Genomic DNA, 15,475 nt, shown 5'->3' with positions numbered 1-15,475 from the left:
CACAGATGATAGCCAATACCCCGGAACCCCCTTACTACGCGGTGATCTTCACCTCGCAGCGCACCGACGTGGATGAGGGCTACGCCGCCATGGCCGAACGCATGCTGGCACTGGCCCGCACCCAGCCGGGTTTTCTCGGCGTGGAGTCGGCCCGTGACGGGGTGGGCATCACTGTCTCCTACTGGCGCGATCTCGAGTCGATCCGCCACTGGAAGAGCGATCTCGAGCACCGGGAGGCCCAGCGCCTCGGCCGCGAGCAGTGGTATCGCACCTTCAAGACACGCATTGCAAGGGTGGAGCGCGATTACGGTCTGTAACGCGCCCTTGCCCACGATTTTGGCGGCCACGGCCGCGACCCAAATAACCAAGAGAAGCACCACATGAGTGATCTAGAGCTCAGTCTGGACGGGGTAGAGCGCCAGCCCATGCGCGCCTTTACCGAGCAGGCTTACCTGAACTACTCCATGTACGTCATCATGGACAGGGCCCTGCCGCACATCGGCGACGGCCTCAAGCCCGTGCAGCGGCGCATCATCTACGCCATGAGCGAGCTGGGGCTCTCCGCCCTCTCCAAGCACAAGAAGTCCGCCCGTACCGTGGGTGACGTACTCGGTAAGTACCACCCCCACGGCGACAGCGCCTGTTACGAAGCCATGGTGCTGATGGCCCAGCCCTTCTCCTACCGCTACCCGCTGGTAGACGGTCAGGGCAACTGGGGGGCGCCGGACGATCCCAAATCCTTCGCCGCCATGCGTTATACCGAGGCGCGCCTGTCGCGCTTCTCCGAGCTGCTGCTCTCCGAGCTGGGGCAGGGCACGGTGGAGTGGACGCCGAACTTCGACGGCACCATGAAAGAGCCGGTGGTGCTGCCCGCTCGCCTGCCGCACATCCTGCTCAACGGGGTGACCGGCATCGCGGTGGGCATGGCGACCGACATCCCGCCCCACAATGCGCGGGAAGTGGCCCACGCCTGCGTGGAGCTCTTGGACAACCCCACTGCCGGGCTGGATGCCCTGATGGCGCACATCCAGGGACCGGACTACTCGACCAACGCCGAGATCATCACCCCGCGCGACGACATCCGCAAAATCTACGAGACCGGCAAGGGTTCCATCAAGCAGCGGGCGGTCTGGAGCGAAGAAGATGGCGACATCGTCATCACTGCGCTACCCCATCAGGCCTCCGGCGCCAAGATCATGGAGCAGATCGCCGCCCAGATGGTGGCGAAGAAATTGCCGATGGTCACCGATCTGCGGGATGAGTCGGATCACGAGAACCCGACCCGTCTGGTCATCGTGCCGCGCTCCAACCGGGTGGATGTAGAGGGGCTGATGGCCCACCTGTTCGCCACCACGGATCTGGAGAAGAACTACCGGGTCAACCTCAACATCCTGGGTCTGGACAACCGGCCCCAGGTGAAAGACCTCAAGACCATCCTCACCGAGTGGCTGAGCTTCCGTCGTGAGACGGTGCGCCGCCGTCTGCAGTATCGCCTCGACAAGGTGCTGGCCCGCCTGCACATCCTCGAAGGCTTGCTCATCGCCTATCTCAACATCGACGAGGTGATCGAGATCATCCGCACCGAGGAGGAGCCGGGCCGGGTGATGATGGAGCGCTTCAACATCAGCGAGACCCAGGCCGAGGCGATCCTCGAGCTGAAACTCCGCCACCTGGCCAAGCTCGAAGAGTTCAAGCTGCGCGCCGAACAAAACGAACTGGCCGAAGAACGCGACAAGCTGGAACTCATCCTGGGTTCCGAGCGTCGTCTCAATACCCTGCTCAAGAAAGAGCTGCTGGCGGACGCCGAGAAGTACGGCGACGATCGTCGCACTCCGCTGGTGGAGCGCGCCACCGCCGTGGCCCTGACCGAGAAGGAGCTCACCCCGAGCGAGCCGGTCACCGTGATCCTGTCTGACAAGGGATGGGTGCGCGCGGCCAAGGGCCACGATGTGGATGCCGAGGGGCTCTCCTACAAGGCGGGGGATAGCTACCTCACCCACGCCTGCGGTCGCAGTAACCAGCAGGCGGTGTTCCTCTCCACCCTGGGACGTACCTATTCGCTGGAGGCCCACACCTTGCCATCCGCCCGCAGTCAGGGCGAGCCGCTCACCGGCCGCTTTGCGCTGGGGGCTGGCGAAGAGGTGCGTCATCTGGTGATGGGCAATGAGGGCGAACCGTATCTGATCTGTTCCGACGCCGGTTACGGCTTCGTCTGCAAATATGACGACCTCATTGGCAAGAACAAGAACGGCAAGGCGCTGCTCACCGTGCCGGAAGGTGGCATGGTCATGGCGCCCCAGAAGATAGGCGCGCCGGACACCGATCTCTGCATGGCCATCTCCAACGAGGGGCGCATGCTGCTGTTCCCGCTGAGTACCCTGCCGGTACTCGGCAAGGGCAAGGGCAACAAGCTCATCAGCATCCCCTCTGCGCGGGTCAAGGCGCGAGAGGAGTTTGTGGTGATGGCCGCCGTTATTCCGCAGGGCCAGTCGGTGACCCTGTTCGCCGGCAAGCGCAAGCTGACCCTGAAACCCTCGGATCTCGACTACTACCGCGGTGAGCGCGGCCGCCGTGGCGCCAAGCTGCCCCGCGGTTTGCAGCGAGTAGATAGAATAGAGATTGAACCCGTCGCCGGTGCCGAACCGACAGCGGGGGAAAACCAGGAAGGGTAATTAATAAAAGGGAGCGAATTGGTTGCTCCCTTATTATTAATTTTAACTATTGAAGTTTAATTGATTTTTGTGATATGTGATGAATATTTAAGTTCGCAATGTCAGGCCTAATCTGTGATTTTGCTTACGCATGGTCCTATATTAAGTTTTTTATCTCTTGAATATTGGAATAGCCACGTGATTTTAGTTCTTGTAAGGCTGCGCCAGATTTTAATGGTGAACTACCTCGTTCGTTTATGAATATACGAGCTAGTTCTCGATCACTCTTCATGGGCATTTCTTCTCTGTACTGCCTAGACCGTTCAAGAGCTCCTTGCCCTTCTTCTAAGGCTGCCTTACCTACTTTTTTGGCTATATCCCCTGCAGATTCCCAGAACCCCATGCTACCTCCACCTTATGGTTAACTTAACCGATTGGACTCGATGCCACTTTACGGCTACGGCATTTCGGGCAGTAGTCAGGTGTGCCATAACCTGCTCTACTTGTCCATTCATGCTTGCAGTCTAAGCACTTTGCTCTATAAATTGTTGCCATTAATATCAACCCTCATGATTATTATAAAAATGTATAGTGCACTATACATGGGATTCGTATGAAAAATGTGTGATGCGGATTACAGAATCATGTCGAACTGGGACCTATAGCTGATTAGTACGGTGTAGTTAGACGATTCGTGAAAATCGGTTATTATTGTCCTGCTCTTACCAGCCCCCTCTTATTTGCCCTTTTTACCTATCTACACAGTGCTGATGGAGCGGATGTTCAGACCCCGCTAGTCGCCCCTGCTCGCTAAGCTTAAAGGGAGCAGCACAGTGCCAGGAGGCCAATCATGGAGATCGACAAAGCCATCGGACTGATCGAGGCCCACGGGGTCTTTCACGGGGATCACTACAGCTTCAACAGCGACGATTTTGTGCAGTGGTGCGAGGAGGATGCCCAGCAGACCCTCACGCTGGAGCAGGCCAATCAGGACCTCTCGCCGTTTTGCATCCGGGTTGGTTACTCGGAGCCGGTGCGGATGTGGCGCTACTACCTGACCTGATCAGGTCAGGCTGCGCCACCACAGATAACAAGAAGGAGCCGATAAGGCTCCTTCTTCCATTCTGGTTTGCCAAAGCAGGGCGCGGGAGCGCTGGCTTCACTCCGCCAGCCCTATCAGAGGTGTATGACGCAGCGAAATGGTCAGGCAGGGATCCTGCCATTGCGCACCAGGGCCCGCCGGATATTGCGGCACATCTTGCCAAAGCTGGATAGCTCGTCAAAGGTGGGCGGGATGCCGCGATTGATCTGGTATTGCCAGTAGCAGAGCTCGGTATCGACCAGTTCCATCAGCTTCTTCGGGCAGCCGATGCAGGTGTTGTCGGGGCCGCATTTGAAGGTGTCGGCCTGATAGAGGGGGAACTCCTGTTTGACGGCATCGATGATCTGCTGCATCGCGGTAATGCGGTCCGGTTTTCTGCTCATCTTGTCAAATACCCCACTTCATATCAGGCGGGGATTATAAACGCTGAGCCCGGCGGCACAATTGCGCAAAGGGGGTAGATAAGATGACTGGATATATCCAGAGCTTTTGTTGGGGAGGCTGTTTATCACGAAATGCCGATGATGGTGCACGTAACGAGTCGGTTTAATCTGTCTGTTAAATTATCAATTGATTAATAACCTCTCATCTCATTCCAATGGGTAGCGTATTTATGGTTTTCTCTTTTTATATTGAGTGACGACCCCTGACCTTAATCTCTTGAATACAGAGGGATATAAAAGGTTGGCCATCAGTCGGTCATCTTGCTGCCAGGAACAGGAGCATCTGATGGTCCTTGATAAGGGGAGGAGGGGGAACCGAGCTGATTGCAAGTGCAACAAAATTTAACATGGACTGATGGCCATCCGTTGGTGAAATCACCCGGTAGGCGGATGGCTTTTTATATTTCCTTGTATTTAAAAAATCATTAAATACAATACGTTATGGTTTCCCCTGTTATGTTTATACTTTATTTGGCTGCGCTTGGCTCTATGCCGTGACGGGGCGAGCGTCACTCCCGTTACAAAAAGAGTTGTATAAAATGTTATCAAGATCCCAGTTTACTTATCTGGCGTATTGAACCCGGATGCCTTCTGTTCATAATGAGCTGGTCATATCGACATTTTATTTTCAACTGGGTGGGCACCATGAATCGCACATTCACTTCCTGCAAATGGTTCAATCTTGATCGCAAGATAGCCTTCTTCTTCCCAATCAAATAAGCCTTCCGTTGTGGGCCGGCGGCCCCTTCTGCACATTTTCCTGTGCTGACATTCTGTTTCTGATATCTGGTTTGTCGCCATTGTAGCCAAGCCGGGTCTCTATTTATCTATTTTCCTGCGCACTCTTTAATTTGCGCCGGATGGCGATCCCGTTCGCCAAAATAATGCCGAGGTTTACCATGGAACATTTCAAACACCTGCCCGAGCCGTTTCGCATTCGCGTTATCGAACCGGTAAAACGCACCACTCGTGACTACCGCGAGGCCGCCATCAAGCAGGCCGGCATGAACCCCTTCCTGCTCGACAGCGAAGACGTCTTTATCGATCTGCTGACTGACAGCGGCACCGGCGCCATCACCCAGGACATGCAGGCGGCCATGATGCGCGGCGACGAAGCTTATAGTGGCAGCCGCAGCTTCCACGCCCTGCGCAAGGCGGTGCAGGAGATCTTCGGCTACGAGCTGACCATCCCGACCCACCAGGGGCGCGGCGCCGAGCAGATCTACATTCCGGTTCTCATCAAGAAGCGTGAGCAGGAGAAAGGGCTGGATCGCAGCAAGATGGTGGCGCTCTCCAACTACTTCTTCGACACCACCCAGGGTCATACCCAGATCAACTGCTGCGTAGCAAAGAACGTCTATACCAAGGAAGCGTTCGACACCAGCGTCACCGCCGATTTCAAGGGTAATTTCGATCTCGACAAGCTGGAGGCGGCAATCCTGGAAGCGGGTCCGGCCAACGTGCCCTATATCGTCAGCACCATCACCTGCAACTCGGCCGGGGGCCAGCCGGTCTCCATTGCCAACCTCAAGGCGGTTTATGCCATCGCCCGTCAATACGAGATCCCGGTGATCATGGACTCCGCCCGCTTCGCCGAGAACGCCTATTTCATCCAGCAGCGAGAGCCCGGCTACGCCGACTGGAGCATCGAGCAGATCACCCGCGAGGCCTACAAGTATGCCGACGGCCTCGCCATGTCCGCCAAGAAGGACGCCATGGTGCAGATGGGTGGCCTGCTCTGCTTCAAGGACGAGTCGATGCTGGACGTTTACAACGAGTGCCGCACCCTGTGCGTGGTGCAGGAGGGCTTCCCCACCTATGGCGGTCTGGAAGGGGGCGCCATGGAGCGGCTGGCGGTCGGCCTGCGCGACGGCATGCGCCAGGACTGGCTCGCTTACCGCATCCAGCAGGTGCAGTATCTGGTGGACGGGCTGGAGGCGATCGGCGTGGTCTGCCAGCAGGCAGGGGGACACGCGGCTTTCGTCGATGCGGGCAAGCTGCTGCCCCACATCCCGGCGGATCAGTTCCCGGCCCACGCCCTGGCCTGCGAGCTCTACAAGGTCGCCGGCATTCGTGCGGTCGAGATAGGCTCCCTGCTACAGGGTCGTGACCCGGCCACCGGCAAGCAGATGGCCTGCCCGGCCGAGCTGCTGCGCCTGACCATACCGCGCGCCACCTACACCCAGACCCACATGGATTTCATTATTGAGGCATTCCAGGAAGTCAAAAAGAACGCCGCCAATATCAAGGGGCTGGCCTTCACCTATGAGCCGCCGGTGCTGCGTCACTTCACCGCCCGGCTTGAAGAGGTGGCGCCGAATACGGCGACGACGACCAGGCAGCTGGCCGAAGCATAACAACCAATAAGCAAAGCAAGGCACAGAAGATTCTGTGCCTTTTTTGAATCTGCATTCAGGGAACAAGACAGGGGGGAATACGATGGCCAAAAATCCATCCATAGTGGGGGGCGCTTGCATCATAGCGAGCGTCTGTGTCGGGGCAGGGATGCTGGGACTGCCCAGCGCCGGGGCGGGGGCCTGGGCCAGCTGGTCCACCCTGGTCATTACCCTGACCATGATAGTGATGACGGTCTCGGGCTGGATGCTGTTGGAGGCATTCAAGGGCTATGAGCTGACCGTCTCCTTCAATACGGTGACCCGGGATCTGCTGGGATCCAGGGTCAATATGTTCAACAACCTGGCGGTCTATTTTGTTGGCGGGATCCTGCTCTACGCCTACATCACCTCGTCCGGGCTGATCCTGCATGGGCTGCTTGGCATCGACAGCAAGATCGCCTCCGTGCTGTTTGTGCTGTTCTTCTCCAGTCTGGTGTGGCACTCGACCCGGGCGGTGGACCGGATCTCGGTGGTGCTGATCGCCTTCATGCTGTTGAGCTTCGTGTTCGGGGTCTCCGGGCTGGCGATGCGGGTCAATGTGGATCAGTTGTTTGACTCCATGCACCAGGAGATGGGGTATGCCCCCTACGCCCTGGCCCTGCTGCCGGTGGCGCTGACCTCGTTCGGTTATCACCACTCGGTGGCCTCGATGCGTGCCTATTACGGGAGCGAACACAAGGCCAAGAGGGCCATTCTGGGGGGCACCCTGATCGCCCTCGGTTTCTACATCCTCTGGTTGGTGAGCATCTTCGGCAACCTGCCGCGCCAGCAGTTTGGCCCCGTCATCGCCCAAGGGGGCGAGGTGGACGCGTTGCTCAATGCGCTGGGGTCGGTGATCGACTCCCGCAGGGTCGACCATGCGGTGCACGCCTTCTCCATGGCGGCGATTCTCTCCTCCTTTATCGGGGTGGGGCTCGGGGTATTTGATTACCTGGCGGATCTGTTCAAGTTCGACAACAGTCGCCGTGGCCGCGCCAAGTCGTGGGCCGTGACCTTTTTGCCGCCGCTCCTGATGTCACTCCTGTTCCCGTTCGGCTTTATCATCGCCATCGGTTACGCCGGAGCGGCCGCTACCGTCTGGACCTGCATAGTCCCGGCCCTGCTGGTGATGAAGGCGCGCAAGGCCGAAGGGGGAGATCAGGGCTTCGTGGCACCGGGCGGCCAGGGCATGGTGATGGGGGTTATCCTGTTTGGCATCCTGATCGCGCTGTTCCATCTGCTCAATATGGCAAACCTGCTGCCCATCTTCACCGGGTAGTAGCGCAGGCAGAAATCGGATAGCACAACGCCCGGCAAGCCGGGCGTTGTTATAAGGAGAGAGGGGAGGTAACAGGCAAGATGGATTCGTTAAGCGGCAACATGAGATCTGTTACCCAGCCAACGGATCAATAAATCATGGCCAATTTAATTTCATCCGGGAGATGACGATATTTCCCCCGTACTCCCTTCTGGCCAAATTATTTTTTCATCAACTTTTCAAATTCTGCCTTATCGATTCCTTTCTCAATACCAGACATGGCCTTCTGCACTTCAGGAGCGGAAAACAATTCGCTGGCGGCGACCTGTCCCAATAACTGGAAGCTGGTACTGATGGTATTGGTTCCTTCATAAGTCAGTGCTTTGGTTGCCTGATCCCGGCATGAACTGGTCAATAATTTGGTAAAGAGTTTGCCCAGCGTGGCATTGGAATCATCCAGTTCTTTTTGTGATACGTTACTGATGGATTTGACGGCCGGATGTGCCGATGCCGAGGCGAACATCCACTTGACGAGAGACGTTCTGTCATCTTTTGTTGTTGATTCTACAAGGCATTTCGCAAGATCATCCCCATAGGGGCCGGCATTGGCGGTGTGCGACAGGAAAAGAGCTGCGATGATCGCCAAGTATTTCATTTTCATGATGTGTCTCATGGATAATAGTGGATCGGTTTTGGATTAATGCACTGAACTGTGAGTGTGAATCACGGGTATATTAATCGAGAGCATACCAAAATCAAATGGCTCCCTTTTGTGACCGATATCCTCCTTCCTGCGGCTTCCCCCGGTGTTTATTTATTCCGTGCTGTGATGAAAAATACCAGTCGTTTGATGTGTGCTGATCTCTTGGCCTGTTTTTGATTTCAGGGGGGAAATATTGTGCTGGTTGCCGGATAGCACAACGCCCGGCAAGCCGGGCGTTGGATTACAAAGAGGGCGCCCTGTTGGCAGGCTGGCTATCAGAAGTCGTGATAGAGGGGCCAACCTAGCAGCGGGTGCTTGATGCCGGCGCGCATCTCGAAGCTGTCGAGCTTCTCCGGCGAGGCGTTCTCTTTTTGCAGCAGCTGGTACTGGCGCACAAACCCCAGGGTGTGGAGCAGGTTGGGGACAAAGCCCGGGCTCAGCTCCTGGCGGATCGCCGCGGCCATGTCGGCGGGCAGTTCGCCAAGCATCAGGGCGAGCTGGGTCGCCAGATGGTCGGTGTCGTACCACTCCTCCTTGAGCTCAATCTCCCGCGCCAGCTTGCGCTTGAGATCCTGCTTCACCTTGAGCGGGGCGGCGCCACTGCCCTTGCCGCAGAGGATGCGATAGAGCAGGGCCTCGGCCAGCTTGTCTTCCATGGTAGGGTGATCGTTCTCGCAGGCGAAGAAGTGCTGGTCGATAAGCCCCATCAATCGGTTCTTGTTGTGCTCGGCCAGCGCCTTCTCGTACTCCTGCCACCCTTGCCACTCCTCCACATCGGGGGGGCTGGAGATCTTGTCCAGCAGGCGGGCATCCACATCACCGTAGAGGCTGTTGCCGGTCTGCCTGGGGCTGACGGTGATGAGCATGGACCAGCCTTTCTGGAACGGCTTGATGGGCCCCTCCGGCGCCTGCAAGAGGGCCAGCGCCTTGGCCGGATCCCGCTGGGAGAGCTCCTGCAACCCTAAGCTCACCACGCCGATGACGTCGTGAGCGGCCTGTTCCAGCAGGTGCATCTTGTACTTGTTGTAGTACTTGTCGGCGAATTTGAGGCTCATCAGCACCGCCTTGCCCTTGATGGCGGCCAGTTGCTGTTGGCTCAAACGCTCGTTGTCGCGGCCAAAGCGCAGCACCTGGGTGAGAAAGGGGCCCTGGTTGGCATCGCGAATGACTAACTGCATGAATGGGCTCCTTAATCCAGAAAGCTGAACATGTCGTCGACGTCGCCGTACTCGTCTTCCTCGACCTTGTTCTTCTCTTTGGCCTGCATAACCAGCTCGGCGGCGAACTTGTTGATGATGCCATCCCAGGTGGAGTGCTCATTTCGCAACAACGCCTTGATGGATTTCTCCACCTCGGGAGCCAGCTCGCGGATGAGCATCAACAGACTTCTTGGGTCATCCAAGGCGTAGTCGTGGACATCCTCGCTCTGCTGGCGTTCGCTGTAGCGCAGGGACTCTTCGAGATCTTCCTCCTCGGCGTGCAGCACGTCGCGATAGCCTTCGTCATCCTCGTAGCGATCGCCGCGATAGAACTCGATAAAGGGGATGGCGAGGTAGAAGAGCCCGGCCGGGTCTTCGGCGACGCACTCGAGGATCTCGCGCTGCTTGGCTTCGCTCTCCTGAGTGCGGATCAGGTAGTTGAGGAAGTCGAAGGTGTGCTGCTGCAGCTCGTCGGCGTTGTTCTTGATCGCCTCTTCCCAGTAGAGGGGCTGCTGGCAGACGATGTCGCGGATCCGCTCCGGGGTCATCAGCTCGGAGATGATGGAGGGGAAGGAGATGTCGTGCTGGCCGTTGATCTGGGTCAGGGTAACGATATCAATGTTTTCAATCACTTCTGCCAGCTGATCGTCAGACATGGTCTTGGCGATCAGTTCGAACTTCTCGCTGGCCTGCTTCGGCTCGACCACGGCCAGCTCTTTGATCTCGATGGCGGTAATTTCTATCAGACTGTTGTTCATGCGTTGCCCCAATTAGAAACGTACTTCGTCGTACATATCCTGATCGCCGTCGTCGCGCTCATCGCCATTGTAGTCGGCGTCGGCATCTTCCCCGTCTTCATCCTCGTCGTCGCGCAGCTCATAGTCATCATCGGCACGGCGGCTGCCGCGTGGCAGCGGATTGTCGAGCTGGAACAGCACGGCGCAGGCTTCCATCAGCTGATCTTCGCTCTGGGCGCGCACCGCTTTGACCAGCGGCAGCTCGGCGTTGCTGAACGCCACCGACACTTTGAACTCGTCCCAGGAGGGCTGCTCGCCACTGGTGAGCCAGCGGGTCCACTGCGGTTTGGCCTTGGGCGGAAACTGCACCCGGCCATAGAGGGCGAGTGGCAGGTATTCGGGCATGAACTCCAGCATGCTCATGTCGGCCAGCAGCAGGGCCTTCATCTTGCCGGTGAACTGTTCCAGCGCCTTGGGGTCGTCCTGATCCCGGTAGGATTCGATATTTTCACTGGCATCGCTCAAGAGGGCCTTGAGTCGTGCCTGATCCCATTTTTTTTGCATGATGCCTCAGGGGTAGAATTGGTCCCACATCTCCTGCATGGCAGAAGCGGGATCGGTCACGATGACGTTGTTGAAATCCTTGATAAAAGCGGCCCGCTGCTTTGGATCGGACAGCACTTCATAGGCCTGCTTTATCTGGTGCAGCTTGATGGCAGCCTGCTCTTTCTCGTCGTCAGTGGCCCCGATCAGCTTGTCGGGGTGGTACTGGTTCGACAGCCGTCGATAGGCCTTCTTGATGTCGTTTTCACTGGCGTTGGACTTGACGCCCAGCACCCGAAAGTAGTTGTTCATGGCAGATCCTGCCTCACTGGCATCTTGGAATTCACACTGCGGGTGCCTGGTCGGGCTTGGCAAACCAGGCACGGCAAAAACCCGTCATTTTAACGGAAACGGATCCGCACCGCCACGCATTGGCGATGATATGGCGAGCAAGTTGCATCACCGGGCTCGTTGGCAGGCGGACGAATGGCGTCAGACACAGCGTAAGTGCCGATTGTTACCATTCTGGCAATGGCGAGAGGTGCTATCTGTGACGGCGGTTGAAAAAATGCCCGGCATGGCCGGGCATTTGCAATTGGCGTGGCGCCGGGTTAGTAAAGGCTCGCCCACCACAGGCGCAGCGTCAGCCCGAGCCCCGAACTCCAGCCCGTGGTGCTGCTTACCAGCTCCCCATCCTTGACGATGAGGAAGGTGGGGGTCACCCCCACCTGCCAGCGGGCGGCGAGCGCTCCCGATTCGTCATTGTGGGTGGGAAAGGTGAGCCCCTTCTTCGCCATCCCTTCACGCAGTTGGGCGTCGCTGCCGGAGCGTAGCGCCACTGTCAGCACGTTCTCCCCCTCCTGCCACAGGGTCTCCACGGTCGGCGTGGTGAAACGGCATACCCCGCACCAGCTGGCCCAGTAGTAGACCAGCAGCGGCTTGCCCCGGCTCAGTGTTGCCAGATCCGTGGTGGTGCCATCCTGCAGGGTAATGGGGGCGCTCATGGCTCCCTCAGGCAGGGTGGGACTGCGCCACAAATCCAGCAGGGTGGAGATAACCAGCGCCATCAGCAGCAGCCAGAGCGCCTCCTTGCCCCAGCGTTGCCAGCGGGGCCGGGTGGGTGTGGTCGCCATGATTTACCCCAGCTTGGCCAGCTCGTCTTTCACCAGCTGCTCCAGCTCCTCATAGGGGATGGCCCCCGGTACCAGCTGGTTGCCGATGAGCGTTGCCGGCGTGCCCTGCACCCCCAGGATGGTGCCGATGCGCAAGCTATTGCGCAGCTCTTCGGTGGCCTTGGCATCGGGCTTGAGCGCCGTGTTGCCGGTGGCGGCCAGCGCCTTGTTGATGTCCGCCTCGGTCAGCATGCCCTGCTTGCTCATCAGCTTGTCGTGCAGGGTGAGGAAGCGAGCCGGATCCTGTTGCCACAGGGTCAGGCTGTACTGGGCCGCCTTGGCGGAGCTCTGCCCCTTGAATGGCAGCAACTTGATCACCAGCCCCAGATCGTTGGGATAGGCCTTGAGTAGCTTGGTGAGACGGGGATCGAACTGCTTGCAGTAGGGGCAGTTGTAGTCGGTGAACAGCACCAGGGTCAGCTTGGGATTTTTGGCGCCAAGGCGCGGGCTGGTGGTGCTGTTGAACAGCACATCCTTGTTGCCCTTGATGAAGTCGCCGAGCTGGGCCGCCTGTGCCGCGGCGTTCTGCTTCTCCCAGGATTCGGCCGCCTCGTCGAGGATCTTCGGGTTGGCCACCAGGGTTTCGCGAATGAGCTCCTTGATGCGTGCCTCCTGCTCCGGGGTAAAGGGAGCGGCGTGCAGGGCCGGCGCCGTCAGCATGCCGGCAGAGAGGGCGGTAAACAGGGCGAGGGTGCTGAGAGTCGGTTTCATGGGGTTCTCCTTAGAATCGGGTTATGCCGGGGCGGATGAGGCCCGCCTGGCTCAACAGGGTAAGCAGGTCGTCCTGGTCGAGCAGGGGCGAGAGGGTCTCCCCCTGTGGCAGGCCGGGGCCGTAAATCTGGTTGAAAGGGACGGCTGCGGCGCCGCGCTTGCGCAGGAAGGCGGCGATGGCGTCGTCGGGTCTGCTCCAGTCGCCGCGCAGGGCTACCACATCGGGGGCCGAGAGGGCCTCTTGTACCTCATCGCGCAGCAACACGTTGTATTTGTTGGCCTTGCAGGTCACGCACCAGTCGGCGGTGACATCGACGAAGACCCGTTTCTTCTGGGCCAGCGCCGCAGTGATGGCTTGCTCCGAGAGAGGCTGCCAGACTACCCGATCGACGCTGTTGCTGCCCTGAACGGTGAACGCGCCTCCCAGCAGCAGGGCTCCGCCGATGAGGGCCGAGAGGGAGAGGGCAAGGGTGAAGCCCCGGATGCCGTAACGCCAGATGACACCTACCAGCAGCACCAGCACCATGACCACCATCAGCCAGCCGGTGGTCGTGCTGCCCAGATGATTGCCGAGCAGGCTGGCGAGCCAGAGGCTGGAGCCCAGCATCATCAGCCCGAGCAGGAGGCGCAGGTGGCTCATCCAGCGGCCGGGTTTGGGCAGCCAGAGCGCGATGCGCGGCACGGCAGCCACCAGCAGCCAGGGCAGGCTCATGCCAATACCGAGTGCCGTGAAGACGAGCCAGAGCTGGCCGAGTGGTGCCGCCAGCGCAAACGCCACCGCGGTGCCGAGGAAGGGGGCCGAGCAGGGGGTGGCCAGCAGGGTGGCAAAGCTCCCTTGCAGGAAGTGGCCACCCAGACCTTGGCCACCGCGGGTGGCGAGCCGGGTGGTGAGGGAGCTGGGCAGACGGATCTCGAACAACCCCAGCAGATTGGCGCAAAACAGCAGGGTCACCAGCACCATGAAGCCGATGAACGTCGGGCTCTGGAACTGGATGCCCCAGCCGACTGCTCCACTCATTCCGAAACTTGGGGCGCGCAGCAGGCTGCTCATAGCTGCCAGCACCCAGAAGGAGGCGATGATCCCGGCGCTGGCGGCGAGGAACTGCTTGCGCACCTCGCTTTGTTTTCGCTCTTGGTTTTGCAGCACGGACCCCAGCTTGAGGGCCAGCACCGGCAGCACGCAGGGCATCAGGTTGAGGATGAAGCCGCCAAGCAGCGCCGCCCCCAGTAACCAGAGCAGGGGCAGGCTCGGTTCGGGCAGGCTGAGGGGCTCGCCGATGGGGGCCTGGCCCTGCCAGGCCTGCTCCCCGCTGGTGAGCAGTACCCCGAGCGCCTTGCCGCGCAAGTCAGGTGCATCCCCCTGCCAGCCATCGCTGACCGGTACTCGGGCGATCAGGGTGGTCTCCTTCACTTCAAGCTCGGGCTTGCCGAATTCCGCCCCTTCAAGGGCATCGATAAAGAGCGCCGGTGTCTGCCAGCCGGCGGGCCGCTCGGCCATCACTTGCAGCTGGTTTTGCTGATAACCCAGGCTGATCCGGATATCGGCGGGCAGCGGCTGGGGCAGGTTGCTCACCGCCTTCGCATAGGCAAAATCAAAGCCGGCCGGCGCCTCGCCTCCGGCCGCGAGGGTGAAGGGGTAGTCGGTGAGGATGCAGACATTGCTGCAGGTCGAGAGGCGCAGGGTCCCCTTGAGCGGTTTGTCAGCGGGATAGTTCAGGTTGAGCGGGAAGCTTACGCTCTTTTCGTAACCCTGGGTGCTGAGGCCGGCCACCTCGAAATGGCGCGGCGCGGGCCAGTGCCACTGGAATGCCTCGACCGGCTCGTCCCACAGGATCCGGGGCGCAATCCCCCCTTCACCCGGGCTGTGCCAATAGGTTTTCCAGCCTGACTCGAGTTCGACATCGAGCAGGATGCGGGCCTTCTCCGGTGCGCTGCGGTCGGCCTGCAACCGCACCCTGGCGTGATCGTTCTGGGGGCTGGTGAGCCAGCCCGTGTCGCTGGCCAATCCTATGGATTGCCACAGCAAGCAACCCAGCAGCAGGGTTGCCTTGAAGAGATTTGACATCTGTTTGGTCTCGCAAAAATGAGTGATGACTGACGAAGAACGCAGCCGGGCTCATTCCCGCCAGACGCAGAGGGTGAGGTGCAGACGCCGCTCCGGCGGCGAGATGGCCCTGGGGGGCGGCAAGGGTGGCGTGTAGCGCCAGAGCGGCGCCAGCAGGGCGATCAGCAGTGCGACGGCAAAGAAGATCTGTTCGATGCAGAGCAGGGTGGTGGCACTCAGCCATTTGCCATTGAGCTGGCAACTGGTGGGTTGCGGACTGGGGCTGGCCTCGGCCTGCTCGTCGCCCGTTACCTGGGTGAGCTGGATCTGGCAGCCGATGGCCTGATCGAGCAGGGCCAGCCGGGCCAGCGGCTGGGCCGCACAATTGAGCACCAGCAGGCAGACCAGCAGCAGTAGGTGTTTCGCCACGCGTTGTTGGTGAATCATGCTCGCCCCGTCCATCAAGATGGCCACATCCTAGCGAGCAATGGCAAGCGGGGCAAGCCGGGGGCCCGGCCGTGGCGGTGAGCCTGGTCA

The 15,475-nt window shown here is 59.3% G+C and carries 17 protein-coding genes; 6 read left to right on the top strand and 11 right to left on the bottom strand.

Annotated elements, in window-relative coordinates:
• Window positions 1-5: 5 nt before the first annotated feature.
• A complete protein-coding gene (locus BN1123_RS06165) occupies window positions 6-317 on the top strand; it encodes an antibiotic biosynthesis monooxygenase family protein (RefSeq protein ID WP_042025889.1) in 312 nt (103 codons plus the stop codon).
• Window positions 318-380: 63 nt separating this feature from the next.
• Entirely contained in the window at window positions 381-2,672 is a 2,292-nt protein-coding gene (parC, locus tag BN1123_RS06160; RefSeq protein ID WP_042025888.1) for a DNA topoisomerase IV subunit A, read from the top strand.
• A gap of 136 nt (window positions 2,673-2,808) precedes the next feature.
• Here parC and BN1123_RS20760 read toward each other — a convergent pair whose 3' ends face one another.
• Window positions 2,809-3,054, bottom strand: coding sequence for a hypothetical protein (locus tag BN1123_RS20760; RefSeq protein WP_082037479.1), 246 nt, complete (start codon window positions 3,052-3,054; stop codon window positions 2,809-2,811).
• Window positions 3,055-3,501: 447 nt separating this feature from the next.
• Here BN1123_RS20760 and BN1123_RS06155 point away from each other — a divergent pair, with 447 nt between their 5' ends.
• Complete coding sequence (locus tag BN1123_RS06155; protein ID WP_042025887.1) at window positions 3,502-3,714, top strand: hypothetical protein; 213 nt, start codon at window positions 3,502-3,504, stop codon at window positions 3,712-3,714.
• A 140-nt stretch (window positions 3,715-3,854) separates the two neighbouring features.
• Here BN1123_RS06155 and BN1123_RS06150 read toward each other — a convergent pair whose 3' ends face one another.
• On the bottom strand, window positions 3,855-4,106 hold the full coding sequence (locus tag BN1123_RS06150; RefSeq protein WP_042025886.1) for a hypothetical protein: 252 nt from the start codon (window positions 4,104-4,106) through the stop codon (window positions 3,855-3,857).
• Between the two features lie 690 nt (window positions 4,107-4,796).
• Here BN1123_RS06150 and tnaC point away from each other — a divergent pair.
• The 3 genes from tnaC (at window position 4,797) to BN1123_RS06140 (ending at window position 7,850) form a co-directional block, all read left to right on the top strand.
• Window positions 4,797-4,916 carry a tryptophanase leader peptide gene (tnaC, locus tag BN1123_RS22000; protein WP_082037478.1) on the top strand — a complete coding sequence of 40 codons (120 nt, stop codon included), beginning with the start codon at window positions 4,797-4,799 and terminating at the stop codon, window positions 4,914-4,916.
• A gap of 179 nt (window positions 4,917-5,095) precedes the next feature.
• The gene (gene tnaA, locus BN1123_RS06145) at window positions 5,096-6,553 is read left to right on the top strand and encodes a tryptophanase (protein ID WP_042025885.1); all 1,458 of its coding nucleotides are present in this window, start codon (window positions 5,096-5,098) and stop codon (window positions 6,551-6,553) included.
• A gap of 82 nt (window positions 6,554-6,635) precedes the next feature.
• The gene (locus BN1123_RS06140) at window positions 6,636-7,850 is read left to right on the top strand and encodes an aromatic amino acid transporter (protein WP_042025884.1); all 1,215 of its coding nucleotides are present in this window, start codon (window positions 6,636-6,638) and stop codon (window positions 7,848-7,850) included.
• Between the two features lie 199 nt (window positions 7,851-8,049).
• Here the strand turns inward: BN1123_RS06140 and BN1123_RS06135 are convergent, their stop codons facing one another.
• The 9 genes from BN1123_RS06135 to BN1123_RS06095 form a co-directional block, all read right to left on the bottom strand.
• Complete coding sequence (locus tag BN1123_RS06135) at window positions 8,050-8,490, bottom strand: hypothetical protein (protein ID WP_197064454.1); 441 nt, start codon at window positions 8,488-8,490, stop codon at window positions 8,050-8,052.
• Between the two features lie 317 nt (window positions 8,491-8,807).
• Window positions 8,808-9,710: a cold adaptation protein AtcC gene (atcC, locus tag BN1123_RS06130; protein ID WP_042025882.1), complete on the bottom strand. Its 903-nt coding sequence runs from the start codon at window positions 9,708-9,710 to the stop codon at window positions 8,808-8,810.
• An 11-nt stretch (window positions 9,711-9,721) separates the two neighbouring features.
• Window positions 9,722-10,489 (bottom strand): cold adaptation protein AtcB, encoded by a 768-nt coding sequence (gene atcB / locus BN1123_RS06125; RefSeq protein WP_042025944.1) that lies wholly within the window; start codon window positions 10,487-10,489, stop codon window positions 9,722-9,724.
• 12 nt (window positions 10,490-10,501) lie between these two features.
• Window positions 10,502-11,032 (bottom strand): cold adaptation protein AtcA, encoded by a 531-nt coding sequence (gene atcA, locus BN1123_RS06120; RefSeq protein ID WP_042025881.1) that lies wholly within the window; start codon window positions 11,030-11,032, stop codon window positions 10,502-10,504.
• A 6-nt stretch (window positions 11,033-11,038) separates the two neighbouring features.
• Complete coding sequence (gene atcJ, locus BN1123_RS06115) at window positions 11,039-11,323, bottom strand: cold adaptation protein ActJcold adaptation protein ActJ (protein ID WP_026458058.1); 285 nt, start codon at window positions 11,321-11,323, stop codon at window positions 11,039-11,041.
• 299 nt (window positions 11,324-11,622) lie between these two features.
• Window positions 11,623-12,144, bottom strand: a complete 522-nt coding sequence (locus BN1123_RS06110) for a protein disulfide oxidoreductase (RefSeq protein WP_042025880.1) — start codon at window positions 12,142-12,144, stop codon at window positions 11,623-11,625.
• 3 nt (window positions 12,145-12,147) lie between these two features.
• Window positions 12,148-12,894, bottom strand: a complete 747-nt coding sequence (locus BN1123_RS06105; protein WP_042025879.1) for a DsbA family protein — start codon at window positions 12,892-12,894, stop codon at window positions 12,148-12,150.
• Between the two features lie 10 nt (window positions 12,895-12,904).
• Entirely contained in the window at window positions 12,905-14,959 is a 2,055-nt protein-coding gene (locus BN1123_RS06100) for a protein-disulfide reductase DsbD family protein (RefSeq protein ID WP_042025878.1), read from the bottom strand.
• A gap of 51 nt (window positions 14,960-15,010) precedes the next feature.
• On the bottom strand, window positions 15,011-15,385 hold the full coding sequence (locus BN1123_RS06095; protein ID WP_042025943.1) for a hypothetical protein: 375 nt from the start codon (window positions 15,383-15,385) through the stop codon (window positions 15,011-15,013).
• Window positions 15,386-15,475: the final 90 nt, after the last annotated feature.

The organism is Aeromonas enteropelogenes (assembly GCF_000819845.1).
Taxonomy (GTDB): Bacteria; Pseudomonadota; Gammaproteobacteria; order Enterobacterales; family Aeromonadaceae; genus Aeromonas; species Aeromonas enteropelogenes.
Note: the sequence above shows the minus strand (reverse complement) of the source record. Positions and strands in the feature narration are given on the sequence as shown.